Source organism: Arthrobacter sp. NicSoilB11 (assembly GCF_019977375.1).
Lineage (GTDB): Bacteria > Actinomycetota > Actinomycetes > Actinomycetales > Micrococcaceae > Arthrobacter.
Genome location: NZ_AP024657.1, coordinates 2,262,959 through 2,284,326, shown reverse-complemented (window position 1 = coordinate 2,284,326; position 21,368 = coordinate 2,262,959). Strand labels below are relative to the sequence as shown.

Here is a 21,368-nt window from a genome sequence, read left to right as displayed (position 1 = left end):
TACCCACTTCAGCTGGTCAGTCCCTCGTAATCGACCAGGCGGCGTGCGGTGGCTTCGTCCAGGATCAGGTCGGTGGCCAGCCTCGCTGCCAGGGCGCCGCGCAGGCCGTTGATCTTGGAAACCCCCGACACCACGCAGATCCTGCGGCGCACCTGCCGCAGCTGGGCAAGCGCCGGACCGGTGGACCTTTCGTTCAGGACGATCCCGTCGGAGGACCCGTCGGCGCGGAAGAAGACCGTGGCGACGTCACCCACCACGTCCGAGTTGGCAAGGGCGTTCAGGTCGTCCTCATCGAGGTACCCGCCCGCGTAGACGTGGCTGGGATAGTCGGCGTGCACGGAACCCACACCGAAGATGGCGATGCTCATCTTTGCCTGCAGCTCCAGCACGCGCTGCACGCTGCGTTCATTCCACATTGCCGTCTTGGTGGCGGCGTGGTCGAAGAAGGCCGGAACCGGGAACTGCTCCACCCGGGCTCCGTACGCACTGCCGAACCTGCGCATGATGTCGCTGGCATAGGTAATGCCCGTGGTGTGCATGTTGCCGGCGCCGTTGAGCTGGACGATCACGCTGTCATGCGTGATTTTCCTGGTGAGGTGCCGGCTGACTGCACTGAGCGTTGATCCCCAGGCCACGCCGATAATGGCGTTGGAATCCACCAGGGGCCCGATGGTGCGCGCCGCCTGCATGGCCACGCGGTCGAGGGTTTCGGCTTCGTTGAGCGTGCCAAGGATGGGAACCACGTGGACATCAAGGTTGTACCGGCGGCGGATGATCCCTTCCAGTTCGGGTCCGGTGTCCAAAGGGTTGCGGATTTGGATCTGCACCAGGCCCGAATCCCGTGCGGACGACAAAAGGCGGGAAACCGTGGACCGTGACGTGCGCAGTTCACGCGCGATCGCGTCCATGGTGAGGTCCTGCAAGTAGTACATTTGTGCAGCTCGGAGGGCATCTGCGTCCCGTGAAAGTGCCATCTCACTTCCATTCTGCACGTTCGTGCATAGTCCTTGACTCCATTTTCCATTTCTCCGAACAATAGAGCAGAACGGCGGCGCTATCCAGTGCGTCCGCATCACACAAAGCCCCAAGGGAGTCGTTTTGGGACCCAAGGATTCAACTGTTCAACCCTCCTCTGTTTCAGTGCCCCGGCCGGGGGCCGGGCGCGCGTCCGTCCACAGTTTGCGGCAACGTCCGCACGCGAAGGTGCTGGTTGTTGGCGGTGGCATCAACGGAGTGGGCACCTTCCGTGATCTGGCACTCCAGGGCGTCGATGTCGCGCTCGTGGAACGCGGAGATTACTGCCAGGGTGCCAGCGGTGCGTCCTCGCACATGATCCATGGCGGAATCCGCTACCTCGAGAACGGCGAGTTCCGCCTGGTCCGGGAGTCCGTGGTGGAACGCAACCGCCTGCTCAGGATTGCGCCGCACTATGTCAAGCCGCTGCAGACAACCATCCCCATCTTCAGCACCTTCTCCGGCATCCTCTCGGCACCGCTGCGCTTCCTGACCCACAAGCAGCAGGGAAAGCCCAAGGAGCGTGGAGCGTTCCTCATCAAGGTGGGGCTTAGTCTCTACGATTCGTTCTCCAGGAACGGCGGGACGGTACCGCGGCACCAGTTCAGGACCCACAAGGCAGCCCTCGGGGAACTGCCCGCCCTGCGGCCCGACGTCAAATACACGGCCACCTACTTCGACGCGTCCGTCCACAACCCGGAGCGGCTGACCCTGGACGTCCTGCAGGACGGCGAAAAGGCCGGACGCGCCGGTAACGCGAGGGGCACCAGCGCACAGGGTGACACGGCCCGCGCCAGCAATTACCTGTCACTCCAATCCATGTCTGCAACCCCCAATCCGGGAACCGGCAGGGGAAGCACTGTCCGCCTTCGCGACGAACTGACCGGTGAGGAATTCGACTTCACTGCGGACATCATCGTCAACACCACCGGGGCCTGGGTGGACCACACCAACCAGGCAATGGGTGCGGCATCCTCGTTTATGGGAGGCACCAAGGGGTCCCACATCGTGCTGGACCACCCGGGCCTCCTCGCCGCCTGCCGCGGCCGGGAAATCTTCTTTGAGCACACCGACGGCCGGATCGTCCTCATCTACCCCATGGGCGACCGGGTTCTCGTGGGCACCACGGACGTTGATGCGGACATGTCGGAGGACGCCGTCTGCACCGACGAGGAGATCCAGTACTTCTTTGACCTGATCAACCACGTCTTCCCCTCGGTCGACGTCACACCAGAGGACATCGTGTACACGTTCTCGGGTGTCCGCCCCCTGCCCAGCCATGACGCCACCCAGCCCGGCTTCGTCTCACGTGATTACCGCATCGAACGCCGCGCGTCCGCACCTGAGGGGAGCGGCGCCGTCGTGCTGAGCCTGGTGGGCGGCAAATGGACCACCTTCCGTGCCCTTGCCGAGCACCTGACCAACGAGGTCCTCAATGAACTCGGCGTGCAGCGCAAGGTGTCCACGGCGCAGCTCCCCATCGGCGGCGGCGCCGGTTTCCCTGCCGACGAAGCTGGCGTGCAGAAATGGATCAAGGCCCACATAGCCGGCGGCCGGGATGCAGACCGCACGGCCGGACTGCTGACCCGCTACGGGACCCGGGCCGAAGAGGTCATCGCCTACCTCGATGCCGAGCCCGACCACGCGCTGCGGTCCACCCGTGAACTGAGCGTCCGTGAACTGGAATTCATGGTGGCCAATGAGCAGGTGGGGCACCTGGTGGACGTCCTCATCCGGCGTACCTCCCTGGCCTTCCGCGGACTGGTTACCGGTGAACTCCTCAACGAAGTGGCGGAAGTCCTGTCCGCCCCGCTCCAGTGGGACGCGGCGGCGCGCGCCGCCGAGATCAAGCACGCACAGGACGTGCTGCAGCGTTTCCACCGCGTGGAAACGCACAGCCTGGTCGCCTAAGGCCAGGTTTCCGGCCGGGGCGTTACAGCGTCCCGGCCACACGGTCCTTCACCAGCGGAGGACCGACAACTAAACAAAGAAATGGAGTCAAAGATGTCTCTAGGAATAGTCTTCCTTTCCGAAGTCTTTGGCACGGGCATGCTGACCCTGTTGGGTTGCGGCGTCGTTGCCAACGTGGCTTTGCGGGGGACAAAAGGCAACAGTGGCGGCTTCCTGATGGTCACTTGGGGATGGGGCATTGCCGTCTTCTGTGGTGTCTTCGTCGCCGCCAAGTCGGGCGCGCACCTGAACCCTGCCGTCACGCTCGGCCTGCTGCTCAATGGCAAGGCTGAATATGCGCCGGGAGTCACCGTAGACTTCGCTTCCACCCTCACCTACTTCGGTGGCGAGATGGTGGGTGCATTCCTTGGTGCCGTGGTCTGCTGGCTGGCCTACAAGCAGCACTTCGACGACGAACCCGAGCCTGCCAGCAAGCTTGGGACCTTTTCCACCGGCCCTGCCATCCGGTCCACCCCATGGAACCTGATCACCGAAATCATCGGCACTTTTGTGCTGGTCTTCGTCATCCTCACCCTCGGCGGTACCCCCTCAGGGCTCGGCCCGCTGGCAGTGGCGCTGCTCGTGGTCGGTATCGGTGTTTCCCTCGGCGGCCCCACCGGCTACGCCATCAACCCTGCCCGTGACCTGGGACCGCGCATCGCCCACGCTGTGCTTCCCATCAAGGGCAAGGGCTCCAGCGACTGGAGCTATTCGTGGATTCCTGTGGTTGGCCCGCTTGTAGGCGGCGCCCTGGGTGGACTCGTCGCCCGGATTGTCCCGATCATCATCACGGCCGCTTCCTGACCCGTACTCATCACAGCCATTAACAAGACAAGGACGTCATCATGAACCAGTACGTAATCGCCATTGACCAGGGCACCACCAGCACCCGCGCCATCATCTTCGACCACAGCGGCGCCATAGTCTCCTCCGGCCAGATGGAACATGAGCAGATCTTCCCGCAGGCAGGATGGGTGGAACACGACGCCGCGGAAATCTGGAACAACACCCGTGAGGTCATCGGCTCGGCCCTCTCCAAGGCGAACCTGACGCGGCACGACATTGCCGCCGTCGGCATCACCAACCAGCGTGAGACAGCCGTCGTGTGGGACAAGACCACAGGCAAGCCGGTGTACAACGCCATCGTGTGGCAGGACACCCGCACCCAGGACATCGTCGACGAACTGGGCAGGGACGGCGGCGCGGACCGTTTCAAACAAAAGGTGGGCCTGCCGCTGGCCACCTACTTCTCCGGCACCAAGATCAAATGGATCCTGGACAACGTTGACGGCGCCCGCGAAAAAGCAGAGGCCGGGGACCTGGTGTTCGGCAACACCGACGCCTGGGTCCTCTGGAACCTCACGGGCGGCGTGGACGGCGGTGTCCACGTCACCGATGTCACCAACGCCTCCCGGACCCTGTTCATGGACCTCGAAACCCTGCAGTGGGACGACGAAATCCTCGGGATCTTTGGCGTGCCGCGAAGCATGATGCCGGAGATCAAGTCCTCCTCAGAGGTTTACGGCACCGTCCACAGCTCGCAGCTGCTGCGGGAAACGCCGGTGGCGGGCATCCTGGGCGACCAGCAGGCCGCCACATTCGGCCAGGCCGCCTTTGAAGCAGGAGAAGCCAAGAACACCTACGGCACCGGCTGCTTCCTGATCTTCAACACGGGCGAGGAGATTGTCCACTCGAAGAACGGGCTGCTGACCACCGTGGGCTACAAGCTGGGCGATGCCAAGCCGCACTACGCCCTGGAAGGTTCAATCGCCGTCACCGGCTCGCTGATCCAGTGGCTGCGCGACAACCTGGGCATGATCAGCAGCGCCCCCGAGGTGGAAACCCTGGCCGCATCCGTCAAGGACAACGGCGGCGTCTACATCGTCCCCGCGTTCTCCGGCCTCTTCGCCCCGTACTGGCGCTCCGACGCGCGGGGGGCCATCGTGGGCCTGACCCGGTTCGTCAACAAGAACCACATCGCCCGGGCAGCCCTGGAGGCCACGGCATTCCAGACCCGCGAGGTACTGGACGCCGTCAACGCGGACTCCGGCGTTCCGCTGACGGAACTGAAGGTCGACGGCGGCATGGTCGCCAACGACGCATTGATGCAGTTCCAGGCGGACATCCTCGGTGTCCCGGTGATCCGGCCCAAGGTCATCGAGACCACGGCGCTGGGGGCAGCCTACGCGGCTGGCCTGGCTGTTGGCTTCTGGAAGGACCTGGGCGAGTGCTCAGCCAACTGGTCTGAGGACAAGCGCTGGGAACCGCAGATGGACAAGGCCGAACAGGACCGCCAGATGCGCCTCTGGAAGAAGGCTGTCACCAAGTCCATGGACTGGGTCGACGAGGACGTGCGCTAGGCAGCACTCTCTGCGGCCCGGGCGGCATTGGACAATCCGGGCAGCAGTGAACAGGGAGGGCGGCATTGGTGCCGCCCTCCCTGTTCACGGGCTCCGGTCAGGAGATGTCCGGTTCCGAGGCTCAATCGCAGAGTTGGGCCCGCGGTGTCTTCGCGTAAACGCTCCTGCTGACCTCGTAGCCCCTCGTGTCCTGCTCCAGGGCCTCCTCATTGACGCGGGCGAAGTGCCGGGCGTCCAGCTGCCGCACTTTCACCAGATCCATGAATTCCTGGTCGGAACCGCCCACTGCAGTGACCTTCACCAGTCCGGTTCCGGCTGAATAGAACTTTCGCTGATGCCCGGCGTCAGGTGGTTCCAGGGGGTTGAATTCATCGATCACCAGCACGTCGTTGTAGCAGCCCGTAGGAACACAAACGTGCTGGTCCTGCTTGAAGACTTGCCCGCAGTCAAGGAAATCCACCTTCGGTGCGTACGCCTGCACATACGGAGGAGTATCTGTCCGGGGCGTGGCCTTCATTGCGATACCGGCCTGCGCCTTCGCGATGCCGCTGATGAAGGTGCTTGGTGCGCCGGCCAACTTGCCGTTTTCGTATTCCTCGGGGTATTCGCCGAACAGCCAGACGGCGCCGCTGGTGCTCTGCGCGAAGAACGCCAGCTCGGATTCGACCAGTTCGCCGTTGTCATAATCGCGGTCCCAGACCACCTGCGTGGTGATGCCGTCAATCACTTTCGTCAGCCCTGTCACGGTGCTGACCACGCTGTGCGCGTGGACGCCGTCCGAAGAGGACACCTCCCCAGTGGTTGTGAATTGCATGCCCGGCTTGAGCGGGAACCATTTGTTGTCGATATGCGGTTTTGTCTGGAAATCAGAAGGGTCGAAGTTGATCGCAGAGCCGGGACCGCAGAGCTCCGGTGGTTGTTGTGCCGCGGCCGCGGTGGCGGCGGACGTCACGGTGAGCGTCGCCAGGACAAGCATGAGCGTGGAGCCGTATGCGGTGAATCGCTTTTGTCGATGGAACATGGCCGGCCTTTCGTTGTGAGTGGGTTTTGTGCACCCGGCCGCTATCCAGCGGGGGCTGGTTCCGGGTTGGGGCGGCGAGTGCCGCGGGCCGGGCGCCGCTTGGCGAAGCGGAGGTACAGCGACGGCACAATGAAGAGGTTCAGCAGGGTGGACGTGACGAGGCCGCCCAGGATGACCACTGCCATGGGGTGTTCGATTTCGTGGCCCGGGACATTCCCCATGACCACCAGGGGCACCAGGGCCAATCCGGTTGCCAGGGTGGTCATGAGGATCGGGGACAGCCGCTCGGCTGCCCCGCGCAGCACCAGGTCACGGCCAAAGGTCTCACCCTCGTCCCTTTCCAGATGCTGGCAGTGGCTGATGAGCAAAATGCCGTTGCGCGCAGCGATACCCATCACCGTCAGGAAGCCCACAACCGAGCCCAGGGAAAGGATCCCGCCGGACATGAAAGCGGCGAAAACCCCGCCCACCAAGGCGATCGGCAGGGTCAGAAGGGACAGTACGGCGAGCCGCCAGCTCCGGAATGATGTTTGGAGGAGCAGGAGGATCAGGACGAGGGCAGCGGCGGCGAAAATCATCAGGCGGTTCGTGGCCGCCTCACGTTCGGTGTATTCGCCTAGCAGCTGCACGCTGTAACCGGCCGGCAGGTCCAGGGTGTCAAGGCGTTGCTGCAGCTCGCGGGCGACGTTGCCGAGGTCTGCGCCCGATGCCAGGAACGATCCAACTTCAACGCGGCGCGATCCGTTGGTACGGTCAATCTGGTTCGGCACCGGCTGAAGGGCCACGGTGGCCAGATCAGCGAGGCGGACCCGCTGGCCGGTGGGCGTGTCGATCGGCAGGTCTTCGATGCTGGTAACGCTGGACCGGGTGGCGGGAGTGCTCCAGACGTGGACGTCGTAGGCACGTCCGTCGCGGAAGACGTCGCCTACCTCCTCGCCAGCCACGAGCGTGGCTGCCGCACGTCTCACATCGCCAGGTTTCAGTCCGTATTTCTGTGCCTGGGCCAGGTTGACCGTGACAGAGATCTGCGGAACCTCAACCTCAAGGGAGACATGGGCGTCCTGGGTGCCGTGGATGCCGTCCAGGATGTCTTTGACCCGTTGGGCCTGTTCACGCAGCACGTTGAGGTCATCCCCGTAAACGCGGACGAGGATCGGCTCACTGGCTCCCGTGAGGACCTCTTCGATCCGTTCCTTCAGGTAGGTCTGGACGTCCCGGTGCAGGCCGGGATACCCGTTGACAACGTCCTGCACGGCGGCGAGCGTCTCGTCGTAGTTGGCGTGACGGTCAATGCTGATCCAGTGCTCGCCCGCGTTGACGCCAACAATCTCGTCGGCGGTGAAGGCCTGACCAATGTGTGTACCGCAATTCAGGACGCCGGGCACTTTGAGGAACTCCTCGCAGCCGCGCTGGGAGATCCGATATTCCTCCGCGGCTGACGTTCCCGGCTGTGAGACCCAGTGCATCAGGAAGTCCCGTTCCTTGAAAGTGGGGAACAGGGATGAGCCCAGGAGGGGTGCTATCGCCAAACCTGCCAGGGCGACGACTCCAAATCCCGCGTAGCCGTAGCGGGGCCGCTTCATCATGCCTGAAAGGACCGCGTGGTAGCCGCGCTTGAGCACGCGGACGAGGGGAGCGTCACGCTCCTCCAGTTTGGCGTTACCGAGGAGGATCAGTGCCAGGGCCGGAGTGACCGTCAGCGCCACCAGCATTGAGGCGAGTACTGCCAGCGTGTAGGTGATTGCCAGCGGCCGGAAGAAGACGCCCGTCAGTCCATCCAGGAAGAAGATGGGTACTGCCGCCACCACAATGATCAGGGTGGCATAGACGATGGGGCTCCGCATTTCGAGCGAGGCTTTCAACACCACCGAGGACGTGGATTCGCCGCTGCCCCGGGCGCGGTGCTGCCGCAGCCGCCGCATGATGTTTTCGACGTCGATGATGGCGTCATCGACCACGACACCGACCGCAATGACCAGCCCCGCAAGGACCATCGTGTTGATCGAACTGGCGGTGAAATACAGGACCAGGGCAGCTGTGAGCAAGGACAGCGGAATCGCGATGAGGCTGATGAGGGCTGTCCGCCATTGGAAGAGGAAAGCGCCCAGGATCAGGACGACGAGCAGGCAGCCGAGCAGCAGGGCCAGGCTGAGGTTGGAGATGGATTCCTCCACAAAGCTTGCCGGGCGGAAGATGGTGGTGTCGAAGCTGATTCCACTCAAGCCGGGCTGCAACTCATGCAGGGCCTCCTCAACGCCCTTGGTCACGTCCAGGGTGTTGCCCCAGGGCAGTTTCTCGACAATGAGCATGAGCCCATGGCCGCTATTGATGACGGCGTCACCGATGAGTGGCTGGTGGTCTTCCACTACTTGGGCTACGTCGCCAAGGTGGAGGGGCACGCCGTCCTTTTCACGGATCGTCACCTGGGCCAGGTCGGCGGGAGTCTTTATCGGCTGGACGTGCCGAACCCCCATTCTCTGGTTGGGGCTGTCAATAAAGCCCCCGGTGCCGATGAACCTTCCGGGCGAGTACCTAAGCAGGCCTGCGTCGAGGGCGCCGGCGGTAACTTCCATGACCTGGTTGAGGGAAACGTCCTGGGCTTTGAGCTTGTCGGGTTCCACCTGCACCTGCAGCATCTGGAGCCGTTCCCCCCAAATTGCCACGTTGGCCACACCGGGAACCCGCAGGAGGCGGGCCCGGATGGTCCAGTAGGACAGCATGGACATCTCAATGAGCGAGTGCTCAGATGACGTCATTCCTATCTTCATCACGCGGCTCGTGGCGGACAGCGGCTGCAGCATGACCGGCGGGGCCGCCCAGGTCGGCAGCGCCGCCGTCACGGACGCCATGCGTTCCGAGACCTGCTGGCGGGCGTTGAGCAGGTCGGTGCCCGGATGGAAGAGCAACACGATCGAAGACAGCTGCGCAACGGATTTGGACCGCAGCTCGTCCAGTCCCGGCATGCCGCCTACCGCTGCCTCGATGGGAACGCTGACCAGCTCTTCGACTTCCTGGGCAGTCAGGCCAAGGCACGCGGTCTGGATTTCGACCCGGGGTGGGGCGAATTCGGGAAAGACGTCCACGGACGCGGCACCCAGCTGCAGGGATCCGAGCAGCATGACCGCACACGCGATGGCGACGACGATCGTCCTAAACCTGAGGCTGACCCCGATTATCCAGCGCATGTCACTGGGCCGTGTCGAATTCCGCGCCAAAAAGCTCCTCAGCGCCCGTGGTCACCACCGTTGTGCCGGGAGGCGGCCCGTCGCCCAACTGCGCAACATCGGCGTTGATGCGTTCGACGGTGATTGGCGCGCGGACGTAAACCAGGGGCTCGGGGTTGGTGTACACCCAGGTCTTGCCGGTGCTGTCATACAGAATGGCCGCATAGGAGACGGTGAGCTTCCCGGTCTGGGGGTCCGTCGCCACCTGGACGGTGGTAAGCCCGAGGCGTTGGACAGCGTGATCGGTGAGCGTGATGCGGTGAAGGTCCGTTCCCGGCACCGTGGCAATAGCCGCCGGGTCGTTGGCTGACGCCGCTTCGGACACTTGTGCGCACCCTGCAACCAGGAGTGACAGGAACGCCGCGATAATGAGGGCTGCGTGCTTCCTGGCAGGCCCTGCTGGAATTGATTTCATCACACAACCTGGTTTTCAGTAGGTTCATAGATGGCGTGGCCGGCGCTGTGTGCTGGTGCCTTCGGCGCGAAGGCGAGCAGTACGGCGGGTACCACAAACAGGGTGGACAGGGTGGAGGTCAGCAGGCCGCCCCAGATGATCACGGCAAGCGGTTGAATGATTTCCGTTCCTGCCACACCGCCGAACAGGACGAGGGGCACAAGTGCAAGTGCCGTCATCCCGGCCGACATCAACGTCGGACCCAGCCTGTCCCTCGCCGCATGGACCACCAGGCCAGGCATCGGCATTTCACCGCCCCGGGCCTGTAGTGTCCGGACGCGTTCCGCCATCAGCAGGGTGCCCCGGGCCGCGATCCCCAGCACGACGGCGAACGCCACCAGTGCGACCAGGGAATTTACCGCCCCGGTAACCAGGGCGGCAAGCACGCCTCCGGAGAGCGAAAGGACCAGGCACAGGGCGAGCGGGACGGCGAGCCGCCAGCTTCCGGCAGCAGTCTGCAGAAGAACCAGGATGCCCGCCGCGGCAATCGCTGCGAGCAACCAGAGCCACTGGATGTTGCTTTGCTGCTGGGCATACTGCGTGAGGATTTCGGCGTGGTACGACATCGGGAACTGCATCTTTTGGAGGCCCGCATTAATGTCGTTTTGGATGTCGCTCAGGGGCCGGCCCTGGATGTCGGCTTTCACGTCAAGGCGGCGATAGGTGTCATCGTGAAGTATGACGGACTCGTTTCCGACCATATTGACCTGGGCGACGTCGCCCAGGCGGGCATGCCCGCCGCTGGGGGTGTCGATGATCAGGTCACGAACGCTGTCCAGGCTGTTCCGCGTGGACGGGACCCCCTTGACGATGACCGAGAAGACCTTCTGCTGTTCGTAGAGGTTGCCCACTTCGATACCTTGCACCAAGGCGGCCGCAGCGCGTCGAACATCCCCGGGGGCGACGCCGGCCTTCTGCGCCTTGGCAAGGTCAACCGTGACCTCGGCAATGGGCTGCTCGGGGGGAACGTCAACATGGGCGTTCGCAATGCCGGCGGTGTGTTCCAGAATCTGCTGCACCTCCGACGCCTTCTGCCGCAGGATCGCGGGGTCCAGGCCGTAGACCCGGACGGCGAATCCGCTGTCCGCGGCGTCCCGGATCGCGTCGAGGCGCTCCTGGGGATAGGTCGATACCTTGCTGGTCAGCCCGGGGTAGCCGGCAATGACCTGCTTGACGGCGGCAGCAGTATCCCTGAAGGACGCATCGTGTGCCACGCTGACCCAAAGTTCACCCGAACTTACGTCACCGACCTGGTCGGAGGTGATGGCCCGGCCAACGTGGCCTCCCACATTGGCCACGCCGGGCACGCCGCGCAGCTCGCCCGCCGCCGCCTCCGTGATCCGGCTCATTTCCTGGTCCGAGGTACCAGCGATCGCGCTCCAGTGCACCACCAGGGTCTTGTCCGCCATTACCGGCACCACGGGGTGGCCGGCTGCCAGCTGGGGCATCAAGGCCAGCCCCGCCAGCGCCACAACGGCGGAAGCAGCGAACATCCATTTAGCCCCTCCCCTCAGGCGGACCAGGAGCCGGCCGTAGCCCACCTCGAGCCGCTTCAGCGACCGGCGTTCCCGCGGCGCGTTCAACGCTCCGGGGAGGACGAACACCAGCGCGGCTGTGACGGCCAGCGCCACGATCATCGAAACTGCCAGGGCAAGCAGGTAGGCCAGGACAAGTGGACCGAAAAGGGCTCCATTCTCACCTGTGAAGAAGAATGCCGGCATCGTGGCCAGCGCCATGATCAACAGCGAGTAGAGAATCGGAGTACGAACCGAGCGAAGGGCCTCCGGAATCAGGCCCGAGCCCCGCTGGGTATCGTGCAGCGCGTCCCCGCGTTTCCTGGCGGAAAGGTTCGCCGCCACCACCCCACTGAGGTCCTCGGCGACGTCGCCCACGATAACCGCGAGGGCGAGCACCATGCCCGCGAACACCATGGAGTTCATCCCGACCCCGCGCCAGTACAGGACAAGGGCCGCCGCGGTGAGTGCCACCGGGATGGTGACCAGGCTGATGACAGCGGCACGCCATGACCGGAAGAACGCCCAGAACATCGCGACGATGACCAGCAATGTGATGAGCAGGCCGACGCCGATTACGCCGACTTCCTCCTCGATGAAGGACGCCTGTCGGTAAACGGTGGTGTCCACCTGTACCCCGGGCAGGCCCGGCTGGAGTGCGCGCAGTGCCTCGTCCACGCCCCGCGTCACGTCCATGGTGTTGGTCTCGGGGAATTTCTCGATCACCAGGAGGAGCTCGGTTTCCTTGCTCAGGAGGGCATCGCCGATCAGTGGCTGGTGGTCCGTTTGAACCGTGGCGACGTCCTTCAGGAGGAGGTTCCCCGCCGGACTGTCCAATGGAACCTGACCCAGGTCCTGGGGAGTGGTGATTGGCAGGACGTGCTGGACGCCGATCCGCTGGTGTCCGGTCTCGAAGAAGCCGCCCGTTCCCGGGGTGGAGGCCTCCAGGTAGCTCAGCGGTGATACCCATACTGAGTTGCCGGTGGTCTTGATGACATCGTCCAGCGTGACGCCTTTGGCTGCAAGCTGACCCGGATCCACCAGGACCTGCAGTTGCTGATCCCGTTGGCCCCAGATGGCCACGTTGGCGACACCAGGCACCGCCAGGAGGCCTGGCTTCATCGTCCAGCGGGCCAGGACAGACATGTCGATGGCCGACATGTCCTTTGACGTGAGCTTGATCATCATCACCCGGCTGGTGGATGAGAGCGGCTGCATGAGGACCGGCGCTGCTGACACGTTCGGCAGTGCGCGGGCCTGGGTAAGGCGCTCAGAGACCAGCTGGCGTGCCCGGAAAAGGTCAGTCCCCGGCTTGAAGACCATCTGGATCGAGGACAGCCCGGGGAGGGACTTGGATCGGATCGCCTCCACCCAGGCAACGCCGTTCAGCAGGTCGGCCTCCATCGGGGAGGTGACGAGCTGTTCCACCTCGGCGGCCGAGAGCCCCAGGGCCTCCGTCTGGATCTCCACCTGCGGCGGGGCGAATTCCGGATAGGCATCAACGGACATGCCCGGCAAACTTGATAACCCAAAAGCGAGAATTCCCGCAGCCAATGCCAGGACCAACAACCGGAACTGGACAGCCCAGCGAATTATGGCGGTCATGACCAGTACCACGGTGATTGCCTGGCCCACAACCCGGGAGCTTCGGTGCGGACCTTTACTTTTGCGGGGGCGAAGCTGCTGTCCGCCAGTTGTCGTGCGGGAAATCTACGCCAAGAACACATTTCGGGCTCCTCGACCTGAGACCGTTCAGTACCCCGCAGACTTGCCATCACTGTGGACCGCAGAGCATAACTTGGCAAGAGTACTTAGCCCCTCAACTTTGCGGCTCCGGCAGTAGGGGGAGCACCCAATTCGGGGGGTGGTGGCTTTAGGGGGATGCGGGCTCCGGCGTGTGCCCTCATCGGCTGGGCGGTAATCCGGCACTTGTTTACACTGGGGGTGCGCTAAAGTAGAGCCATGCGTGCGATCCTTCTGCTTAGTTAGCCGCCGGCTCCGGATATCGGATAGCTGAGCGGCAGCCCCTCCCTTGGCGAGGGGCTTTTGTGTGTCCGGGGTATGGCGCCGGGCCGGCAGCAGGAGGATCAGGCCGTTATGGCAGCACCGATGCCGTAACAGAACAGAAGAGGGCAGCAGTGGGCGTTCAGCCGGAGACAGAGACCGGAACAGCAACAACAGTATCGGCGGAGCCTGAGGAGGGCACCTACAGTTTCACCGCCATGGAGGCCAAATGGCCCCAGGTGTGGGAGGACCTCAAGGTCTTCACCCCGGTGGATGACGGGTCCCGGGAGCGCCGCTACGTGCTTGACATGTTCCCGTACCCGTCCGGTGACCTGCACATGGGCCACGCCGAAGCGTTCGCCATGGGTGACGTCGTGGCCCGCTACCTGCGCCAGAAGGGGTACGACGTCCTGCACCCCATCGGCTGGGACTCCTTCGGCCTGCCCGCGGAGAACGCTGCCATCAAGCGCAACGCCCACCCCAGCGAGTGGACCTACGCCAACATCGACACCCAGGCAGCGTCCTTCAAGCGGTACGCCATCTCCGCCGACTGGTCGCGCCGCCTCCACACCTCCGACCCCGAGTACTACCGCTGGACCCAGTGGCTGTTCAAGCGCTTCTACGAGCGCGGGCTGGCCTACCGGAAGAACTCCCCGGTCAACTGGTGCCCCAAGGACCAGACCGTCCTGGCCAACGAGCAGGTGGTCAACGGCGCCTGCGAGCGCTGCGGCACCACCGTGACCAAGAAGTCGCTCAACCAGTGGTACTTCAAGATCACCGACTACGCGGACCGCCTGCTGGATGACATGGACGAGCTGCGCGGCCACTGGCCCGAGCGCGTCCTGGCCATGCAGAAGAACTGGATCGGCCGGTCCGAGGGTGCCCACGTCAACTTCGTGATCGAGGCCGACGGCGGCAAGCCCGCCAAGGAGGTCACGGTCTTCACCACCCGCCCGGACACCCTGTACGGGGCAACCTTCTTCGTGGTGGCTGCCGACGCGCCGCTCGCCGTCGAACTTGTCACGGACGACCACGCAGCTGCCCTGGACGAATACCGTGAACGGGTCAAGGCGCTCTCCGAGATCGAACGCCAGTCCACCGAGCGCGAAAAGACCGGTGTCTTCACCGGCCGCTACGCCATCAACCCGCTGAACGGCGAAAAACTGCCGGTCTGGGCTGCCGACTACGTCCTGGCCGACTACGGCACGGGCGCCATCATGGCCGTGCCCGCGCATGACCAGCGGGACCTCGACTTCGCCCGCGCGTTCAACCTGCCGGTCCGCGCCGTCCTGGACACCGGCGAAGAGGATCCCGCCGTCTCGGGCACCGCCACCTCGGGGGAGGGCACCCTGATCAACTCCGGCGAGCTCGACGGACTGCCCAAGGCCGAGGCCATCCCGGCGGCCATCACCATCCTGGAGCGGCAGGGCACCGGCGAGAAGTTCGTGAACTTCCGGCTCCGCGACTGGCTCCTGAGCCGGCAGCGGTTCTGGGGCACCCCCATCCCCATCATCCACTGCCCGTCCTGCGGCGAAGTCCCCGTTCCCGATGAGCAGCTGCCCGTGACCCTTCCCTCGGACCTCCGCGGCGAGGACCTGGCCCCGAAGGGCACCTCGCCGCTGGCCGCGGCCGAGTCCTGGGTCAACGTCGAATGCCCCACCTGCCACGGCCCTGCCAAGCGGGACACCGACACCATGGACACGTTCGTCGACTCCTCCTGGTACTTCCTGCGCTTCGTCTCCCCGCACTACACCGGGGGCCCCTTCGATCCGGAGAAGATCAACGACTGGATGCCCGTGGGCCAGTACGTCGGCGGTGTGGAGCACGCCATCCTCCACCTGCTGTACGCCCGCTTCTTCACCAAGGTCATCCACGACCTGGGCATGATCGACGCCGACGAACCCTTCAGCGCCCTGCTGAACCAGGGCCAGGTACTCAACGGCGGCAAAGCCATGAGCAAGTCGCTGGGCAACGGCGTGGACCTCGGCGAGCAGCTCGACAAGTACGGCGTGGACGCGGTCCGGCTGACCATGATCTTCGCCTCCCCGCCGGAGGACGACGTCGACTGGGCCGATGTTTCGCCGTCGGGCTCGGCGAAATTCCTGGCCCGCGCCTGGCGCCTGGCGCAGGACGTGGCCAGCGGGCCCGGCGTGGACGCCACCACCGGCGACCGCGCGCTGCGGTCGGTAACGCACCGCACCATCGCGGACGCCGCTGAACTGCTGGACGCCAACAAGTTCAACGTGGTGGTGGCCAAGCTGATGGAGCTGGTCAACGCCACCCGCAAGGCCATTGACTCCGGCGCAGGGGCGGCGGATCCGGCGGTCCGCGAAGCCGCTGAAGCCGTCGCCGTGATCCTCAGCCTCTTCGCGCCATACACCGCCGAGGACATGTGGAACCTGCTGGGCCACCCGGCGTCGGTGGCCAACGCAGGCTGGCCCGCCCACGATCCCGCGCTCCTGGTCCAGGACACGGTCACCGCCGTTGTCCAGGTGCAGGGCAAGGTCCGTGACCGGCTTGAGGTGTCCCCGGACGTCTCCGAGGATCAGCTCCGCGAGCTGGCCCTGGCGTCCGACAACGTCCAGCGCGCCCTTGACGGCCGCGGCATCAGGACAGTCATCGTCCGTGCGCCTAAGCTGGTCAACATCGTCCCGGCATAAGCGCTGCACCCTGCAGCACGCACCGGCCGCCGGAAGTTTTCCGGCGGCCGGTGCTGACTGATCCGGACACCGTCTCCAGGAGGCCCCTTGCCCGACAGTAATGCCGCTGCCTGGCCATGGGTCCGTGCACGGCTGTCAGGCCTCCGTCCCGGGGCGCGTCCGGGGACGCGGCGGGCGGCCGGGAGCGCTGAGGTGCGCACAGCCGTCGTCACTGATTCCGCTGCCGCCCTGCCTGCGGACTATGCAGGCAGGCTGCCGCGGGACGGCATCCTGACCGTGACACCCATGCCCGTCATGGTGGGCCGGGAAATCTACGGCGAGGGTGAAGACGACATCCTCGAGACCATCGCCGTGGCGCTGGCCTCCGGAACGCAGGTCAAAACATCCAGGCCGTCACCGGGCCAATTTGAGCAGGCGTACCGCGCGGCCGAACTCCGGGGATTCCAGGCGGTCGTTTCCGTCCATATCTCCGGGGAACTTTCCGGCACTGCCGACGCGGCCCGGCTTGCTGCGGCAAAGGTGGGGATCCCCGTGGAGGTGGTGGATACCCGAACCGTGGGCATGGCACAGGGGATGGCCGTGCAGGCTGCCGTGGAGGCAGCCGCCGCCGGCGCCGACCATGCCGGGGTTGCTGCCGCGGCAGCGGCCCAGGCAGCCCGCACCAAGGTCTTCTTCTACGTCCCCAGCCTGGAACAACTGCGGCGGGGCGGACGGATCGGCGCCGCGGCCTCGCTGCTGGGCACCATGTTTGCCATCAAACCTATCCTTGCGGTCGACGGCGGCAGGATCGTCCCGCTGGAGAAGGTGCGGTCAGGTGCCAGGGCCGTGGCGCGCCTTGAGGAAATCGTGGTGGCCGAAGCGGCGGCGCGTCCGGGAGAGGCCGTGCGCCTGGCCGTCCATCATTTCGGGAACTCCGAAGAGGCGGAGAGCCTGGCCGCGCGGCTGGAAGCGGCACTTCCCGAATGCCCGCCCGCCCAGATCAGTTCCCTCCCGGCAGTCCTCGCTGCCCATGCGGGCCTCGGCGTCCTTGCGGTCATCGTGGGCAGGACGGCCGCCGATGGGGGGACGGACGGCGGACCGGGCGCCGAAGCGCACCTTTCCACATAGCCTCTTTGCCGGCTGCCGGTCGGCGGACCGTGTTCCTAGGGTGGAGCTATGTCACGCCGGGATGCTGGAGCAGCAGGTCAGCAGGCGCGCCATGTGAGGGCGAGGCTCCATGCCACCCTGGGGGAGGGACCTTCCGGGCTCCTGCAGGACGGGGCCGGCCCCGACGGTTTTGAGTACCGGGGTTCCGGTGACGCGGGCGGAGACAAACCCGGCAGTGGCTCCGGTGTGGCGCCTTCGCTCCGGTGGCGGGTGGGGCTGCGCGTCGCCGTGCTGCTGGCTGTTCTGGCCGTGGCCGCGGGAGCCTGGTTTTGGTGGCAGGCCGGGGCGGCCGCGCCCCAGGTCCTGCCGTTGGGCGGCACCGGTTCCGGCGGCGCATCAGCAGCGGCCGGTGACAGTGGTTCCGTCCAGGGCGGGGCCCCAGCCCCACCGGATTCCGGCAGCGGGCAGGGCGGCTCCGCGTCAGCGGGGACGGTGGTGGTGCACGTTGTTGGCGCCGTGGCCAGACCCGGTGTTATCCGGCTGCCGCACAGCAGCCGCGTTGACGACGCCATCGCTGCGGCGGGCGGTGCGACTCCGGACGCCGACGTCAACCGGCTCAACCTTGCCCTCGTGGTGGAGGACGGCCAGAAAATCCACGTTCCGCGGCAAGGGGAACCCCAGGCCTCCGCGGCCGGTGCCGCAGGTCCGGACGGCACTGGGTCAATGGGTGCTGGTTCAGGCACTGCGCAGCAGGGGACGGTACCCGGCCAGACCGGCGGAAAGGTCAACCTCAACACCGCGGACGCTGCCACGCTGGACACGCTGCCAAAAGTCGGGCCGGTCCTGGCCCAGCGGATCGTGGACTGGCGGAAGGAACACGGCCCCTTCAAGAGCGCGGAAGAACTGGACGCCGTCGACGGCGTGGGACCAAAGATGCTTGAGGCCTTGCTCCCGCTGGTGACGGTCTAGGGACGGCCGTGGGAGCGAATTCAGGAAGGGGAGGCCGGGACAAGGGTCAGGGATGGAATGCGCCCGATCCCGGCGGCGGAAAGCAACGGCGCAGTCCCTGGCACCGCTTCATCGAATCCGCGGTGAATGGCCCCGGCCTGGAACCACAGGCTCCGACGCCTCCAGGCGCAACGGAAGCCTCCGGGACCCCTTCTCCGCCTTCGACACCGGCCCACCCACGGACCCCCTGCTTGCCGGCCACCGGGCACCGGCCGCTGCAGGGGCACTGGACGCGCGCCGTGCACCACGTGCGCCAGCGGGTGGCCGATGGCGGCAAGGCCCAGGAAAACGCTGATACCAGTCCCGCGGAACCACGACGCCGCACGGACCTCCGCCTTGCCCTTCCGGCATTATTGGTATGGACCGCCTCAGTGGCCGGGCTCTGGCTGCCGCCTGCGGAGCTTGCAGCACTGTGCTCCGCACTGGCGGCACTTGGCGGCCTCCTCCTGGCCCGCGCGGCCAGGCATCGCACGGCACGAACTGCGCGTCCCGCCGTCGGCCACCAGGAACGGGCCGGGCCGCCCCGCGCCACCGGACGCAGCTTTCCCGCCGCCCTGGGCGTCTCCCTGATGCTGGCCGCTGCCGCCGCAGCCCACGCTGCAACGTCGTCAAGCCAACGGTTCGAGGGTCCCCTCGCCGACGCGGTCACTGCCGGCAAGTCCGTCGTCGCCATTGTGGAGGTGGCCGGAAACCCAAGGGCCATGGCAGGACCGGGCGGGTCGGCGGGACGCTGGGCAGTTCCGGTGTGGACGCAGGAAGTGACCACCGGCGGCATGCTGGTGCGGACACGGGCGCGGCTCACCATCATGGGCGGGCAAGGCTGGGGCGGGGTGGTTCCGGGGCAGACCCTGCGCGCAGCAGGAAAGCTGCGGCCGGCGGAGCCGGGGGACCAGGACGCGGGAACCCTGGCCGCCTCCACCGCCCCCGGCAAGGCCATGGGAGGCTCGCTGCTGGAGGGGGCAGCGAAGGAGCTTCGGGCGCGCTTCGTTTCCGCCGCGGTTTTCCTGTCACCCGATGCCCGCGGACTCCTTCCGGGAATGGTCACCGGAGACACCAGCGCACTGGACGAGGGACTGGACAACGCCATGAAGGCTGTGGGCATGACCCACCTAACGGCGGTCAGCGGGGCAAACTGCAGCCTGGTGCTGGGGGCCTTGCTGCTCCTGTGCCGCCGGTGCCGGCTGCCGCGTGCTCCCGCTGCGGCTGGAGCACTTTGCGGCCTGGCCCTCTTCATAGTCCTGGTGGGACCGGACGCCAGCGTCCTGCGGGCCGCTCTCATGGGTGCCATCGGGGTGGCCGCCCTCGCGGGCGGACGCCCAGGGCGCGGACTGAGCTTCCTGTGCCTCGCCGTCATCGGCCTTCTACTGGCCGAGCCTGCCCTTGGCACCAGTTTCGGATTCCTGCTGTCCGTCCTTGCCACGCTGGGGATCATTCTCCTGGGGCGGCGGATCGTCGCCTGGATTCCCGCAGCGGTGCCCCGGTGGATCGCCGCCGCCGTTGCGGTTCCGCTGTCCGCACAGCTGTTGTGCGGGCCCGTCATCGTCCTCCTGCAGCCCCGGTTCGCCACCTATTCGCTGCTGGCCAATGTCGTGGTGTCACCCCTGGTGGCGCCGGTGACCCTGCTGGGAACGGCAGCGGTGCCGCTGGTGGTCCTGCTTCCGTGGGCCGCCACGTTTCTGATCGCTGTGGCTGGAACGTTCAGCGCCGGCGTCGCCGCCACCGCCAGGTTCACGGCGCAGCTGCCCGGCTCCGCCCTGCCCTGGCCTGAGGGAGTGCCCGGGCTGCTGTCGATGGTGCTGTTGTCCACCGTTACCCTGGCGGCCGTGTGGGCAGTGGTCCGGCCCCTGCGGTTCGCCTGCCAGGTCCGGAAAGCGCACGCCGTCACGGTGGCACTGATCGGGCTGATGGAGCTGCGGCTGCAGCACATCCGCCGCAAGGGCAGCTTGGACCGCGGGCGCAGACGTGGCAGGCTGGGATACTGCAATAAAACCTCCGGAAGGGACCTTGGATGGCCGTCGCGCAAAAGCGGGCAACACGCTCCCCGGCGTCGAACACAGCCTCCTGGCGGGACGTAGCCCCGGCCTCGATCGTGCTGGTAAGCGGCCCGGAAGAGTACCTGGGCATCAGGGCCATGGACAGGATCCGCTCACAGGTCAGGGCGGCCGCGCCGGACGTCGAATTGAGCCGCATCAACGCCGCCGGCTATGACGCCGGCACCCTGACCATGCAGGTGAGCCCTTCACTGTTCGGTGAGAGCAAGCTCATTGAAGTGGAGGCCGTGGAAGGGATGAACGACGCCTTCCTGGCGGATGCCCTTGCCTACCTGCAGCACCCGGAACAGGACGCCGTCGTCGTGCTCCGGCACGCCGGGGGAGCACGCGGCAAAAAGCTCCTCGACGCCGTTAAGAAGGGTGGCTGGCCGGTCGTTGACTGCCAGCCACTGAAGAAGGATGCGGACAAGGTCTCGTTCGTCATGGCGGAGTTCAAGGCGGCCGGGCGGCGGATCAACCAGGACGCCGTCCAGGCGCTGGTGAATGCCGTGGGGGCCGACCTTTCGGAACTCGCCGCGGCGTGCTCGCAACTGATTGCCGACGCAGGGAGCACCGTCACTACTGAGACCGTGGACAAGTACTACGGCGGACGGATCGAGGCCACCGCGTTCAAGGTCGCCGACGCCGCAATGGCAGGAAACGCCCCCGTGGCGCTGTCGACGCTGCGCCACGCCCTTGCCACCGGTGCTGACCCGGTTCCGCTGGTGGCAGCCCTCGCCTCGAAGCTAAGAACTGTCGCACGGGTGGCCGGCGCCTCCGGATCGCCCGCGCAGATCGCGGCGGAACTCGGGATGCAGCCCTGGCTCGTGGAGCAGGCACAGCGGGACGTCCGGCGCTGGACCCCGGAAGGCCTGGTCCGGTCCATCCAGGCCACGGCGGAGGCTGATGCGCAGGTCAAGGGCTTGTCCCGGGACCCCGTCTACGCCGTCGAACACGCTGTGACGGTGATTGCCATGTCCGTCCAGGGCAGGTAGGCCGCAACGATTAAAAGCGTGTGGCCGGTACCTTGCGGTACCGGCCAC

The 21,368-nt window shown here is 65.8% G+C and carries 13 protein-coding genes; 8 read left to right on the top strand and 5 right to left on the bottom strand.

The window, feature by feature from the left end; genetic code table 11:
* Positions 1 to 8: 8 nt before the first annotated feature.
* Positions 9 to 974 (bottom strand): sugar-binding domain-containing protein, encoded by a 966-nt coding sequence (locus LDO14_RS10500; RefSeq protein WP_018769294.1) that lies wholly within the window; start codon positions 972 to 974, stop codon positions 9 to 11.
* Positions 975 to 1,140: 166 nt separating this feature from the next.
* Here LDO14_RS10500 and LDO14_RS10495 point away from each other — a divergent pair, with 166 nt between their 5' ends.
* The 3 genes from LDO14_RS10495 (at position 1,141) to glpK (ending at position 5,324) form a co-directional block, all read left to right on the top strand.
* Positions 1,141 to 2,925 carry a glycerol-3-phosphate dehydrogenase/oxidase gene (locus tag LDO14_RS10495; RefSeq protein WP_223991583.1) on the top strand — a complete coding sequence of 595 codons (1,785 nt, stop codon included), beginning with the start codon at positions 1,141 to 1,143 and terminating at the stop codon, positions 2,923 to 2,925.
* Positions 2,926 to 3,018: 93 nt separating this feature from the next.
* Positions 3,019 to 3,768, top strand: coding sequence for an MIP/aquaporin family protein (locus LDO14_RS10490; RefSeq protein WP_026265770.1), 750 nt, complete (start codon positions 3,019 to 3,021; stop codon positions 3,766 to 3,768).
* 41 nt (positions 3,769 to 3,809) lie between these two features.
* Entirely contained in the window at positions 3,810 to 5,324 is a 1,515-nt protein-coding gene (gene glpK, locus LDO14_RS10485; protein ID WP_018769291.1) for a glycerol kinase GlpK, read from the top strand.
* 121 nt (positions 5,325 to 5,445) lie between these two features.
* On the opposite strand, the gene LDO14_RS10480 is transcribed toward glpK, so the two are convergent.
* From LDO14_RS10480 to LDO14_RS10465, 4 genes are read right to left on the bottom strand one after another with little or no spacing between them, the layout of a single operon-like run.
* On the bottom strand, positions 5,446 to 6,345 hold the full coding sequence (locus LDO14_RS10480; protein WP_134164719.1) for a hypothetical protein: 900 nt from the start codon (positions 6,343 to 6,345) through the stop codon (positions 5,446 to 5,448).
* A gap of 41 nt (positions 6,346 to 6,386) precedes the next feature.
* Complete coding sequence (locus tag LDO14_RS10475; RefSeq protein ID WP_026265769.1) at positions 6,387 to 9,530, bottom strand: efflux RND transporter permease subunit; 3,144 nt, start codon at positions 9,528 to 9,530, stop codon at positions 6,387 to 6,389.
* A 1-nt stretch (position 9,531) separates the two neighbouring features.
* Entirely contained in the window at positions 9,532 to 9,984 is a 453-nt protein-coding gene (locus LDO14_RS10470; RefSeq protein WP_018769288.1) for a hypothetical protein, read from the bottom strand.
* A complete protein-coding gene (locus LDO14_RS10465) occupies positions 9,984 to 13,142 on the bottom strand; it encodes an efflux RND transporter permease subunit (RefSeq protein ID WP_056390830.1) in 3,159 nt (1,052 codons plus the stop codon). The genes LDO14_RS10470 and LDO14_RS10465 overlap by 1 nt, the downstream gene beginning before the upstream one ends.
* A gap of 533 nt (positions 13,143 to 13,675) precedes the next feature.
* Between LDO14_RS10465 and leuS the strand changes: the two genes are divergently transcribed.
* The 5 genes from leuS to holA all read left to right on the top strand — a co-directional run bounded on the left by leuS (position 13,676) and on the right by holA (position 21,320).
* Positions 13,676 to 16,201, top strand: a complete 2,526-nt coding sequence (gene leuS / locus LDO14_RS10460) for a leucine--tRNA ligase (RefSeq protein ID WP_056390433.1) — start codon at positions 13,676 to 13,678, stop codon at positions 16,199 to 16,201.
* Between the two features lie 87 nt (positions 16,202 to 16,288).
* Entirely contained in the window at positions 16,289 to 17,308 is a 1,020-nt protein-coding gene (locus tag LDO14_RS10455) for a DegV family protein (protein WP_026265768.1), read from the top strand.
* 48 nt (positions 17,309 to 17,356) lie between these two features.
* Positions 17,357 to 18,256, top strand: a complete 900-nt coding sequence (locus LDO14_RS10450; RefSeq protein ID WP_223991581.1) for a ComEA family DNA-binding protein — start codon at positions 17,357 to 17,359, stop codon at positions 18,254 to 18,256.
* 230 nt (positions 18,257 to 18,486) lie between these two features.
* A complete protein-coding gene (locus LDO14_RS10445; RefSeq protein ID WP_223991579.1) occupies positions 18,487 to 20,370 on the top strand; it encodes a ComEC/Rec2 family competence protein in 1,884 nt (627 codons plus the stop codon).
* Complete coding sequence (gene holA, locus LDO14_RS10440; RefSeq protein WP_018769283.1) at positions 20,304 to 21,320, top strand: DNA polymerase III subunit delta; 1,017 nt, start codon at positions 20,304 to 20,306, stop codon at positions 21,318 to 21,320. Before LDO14_RS10445 ends, holA begins: the two co-directional genes overlap by 67 nt.
* The last annotated feature ends 48 nt before the right edge of the window (positions 21,321 to 21,368 follow it).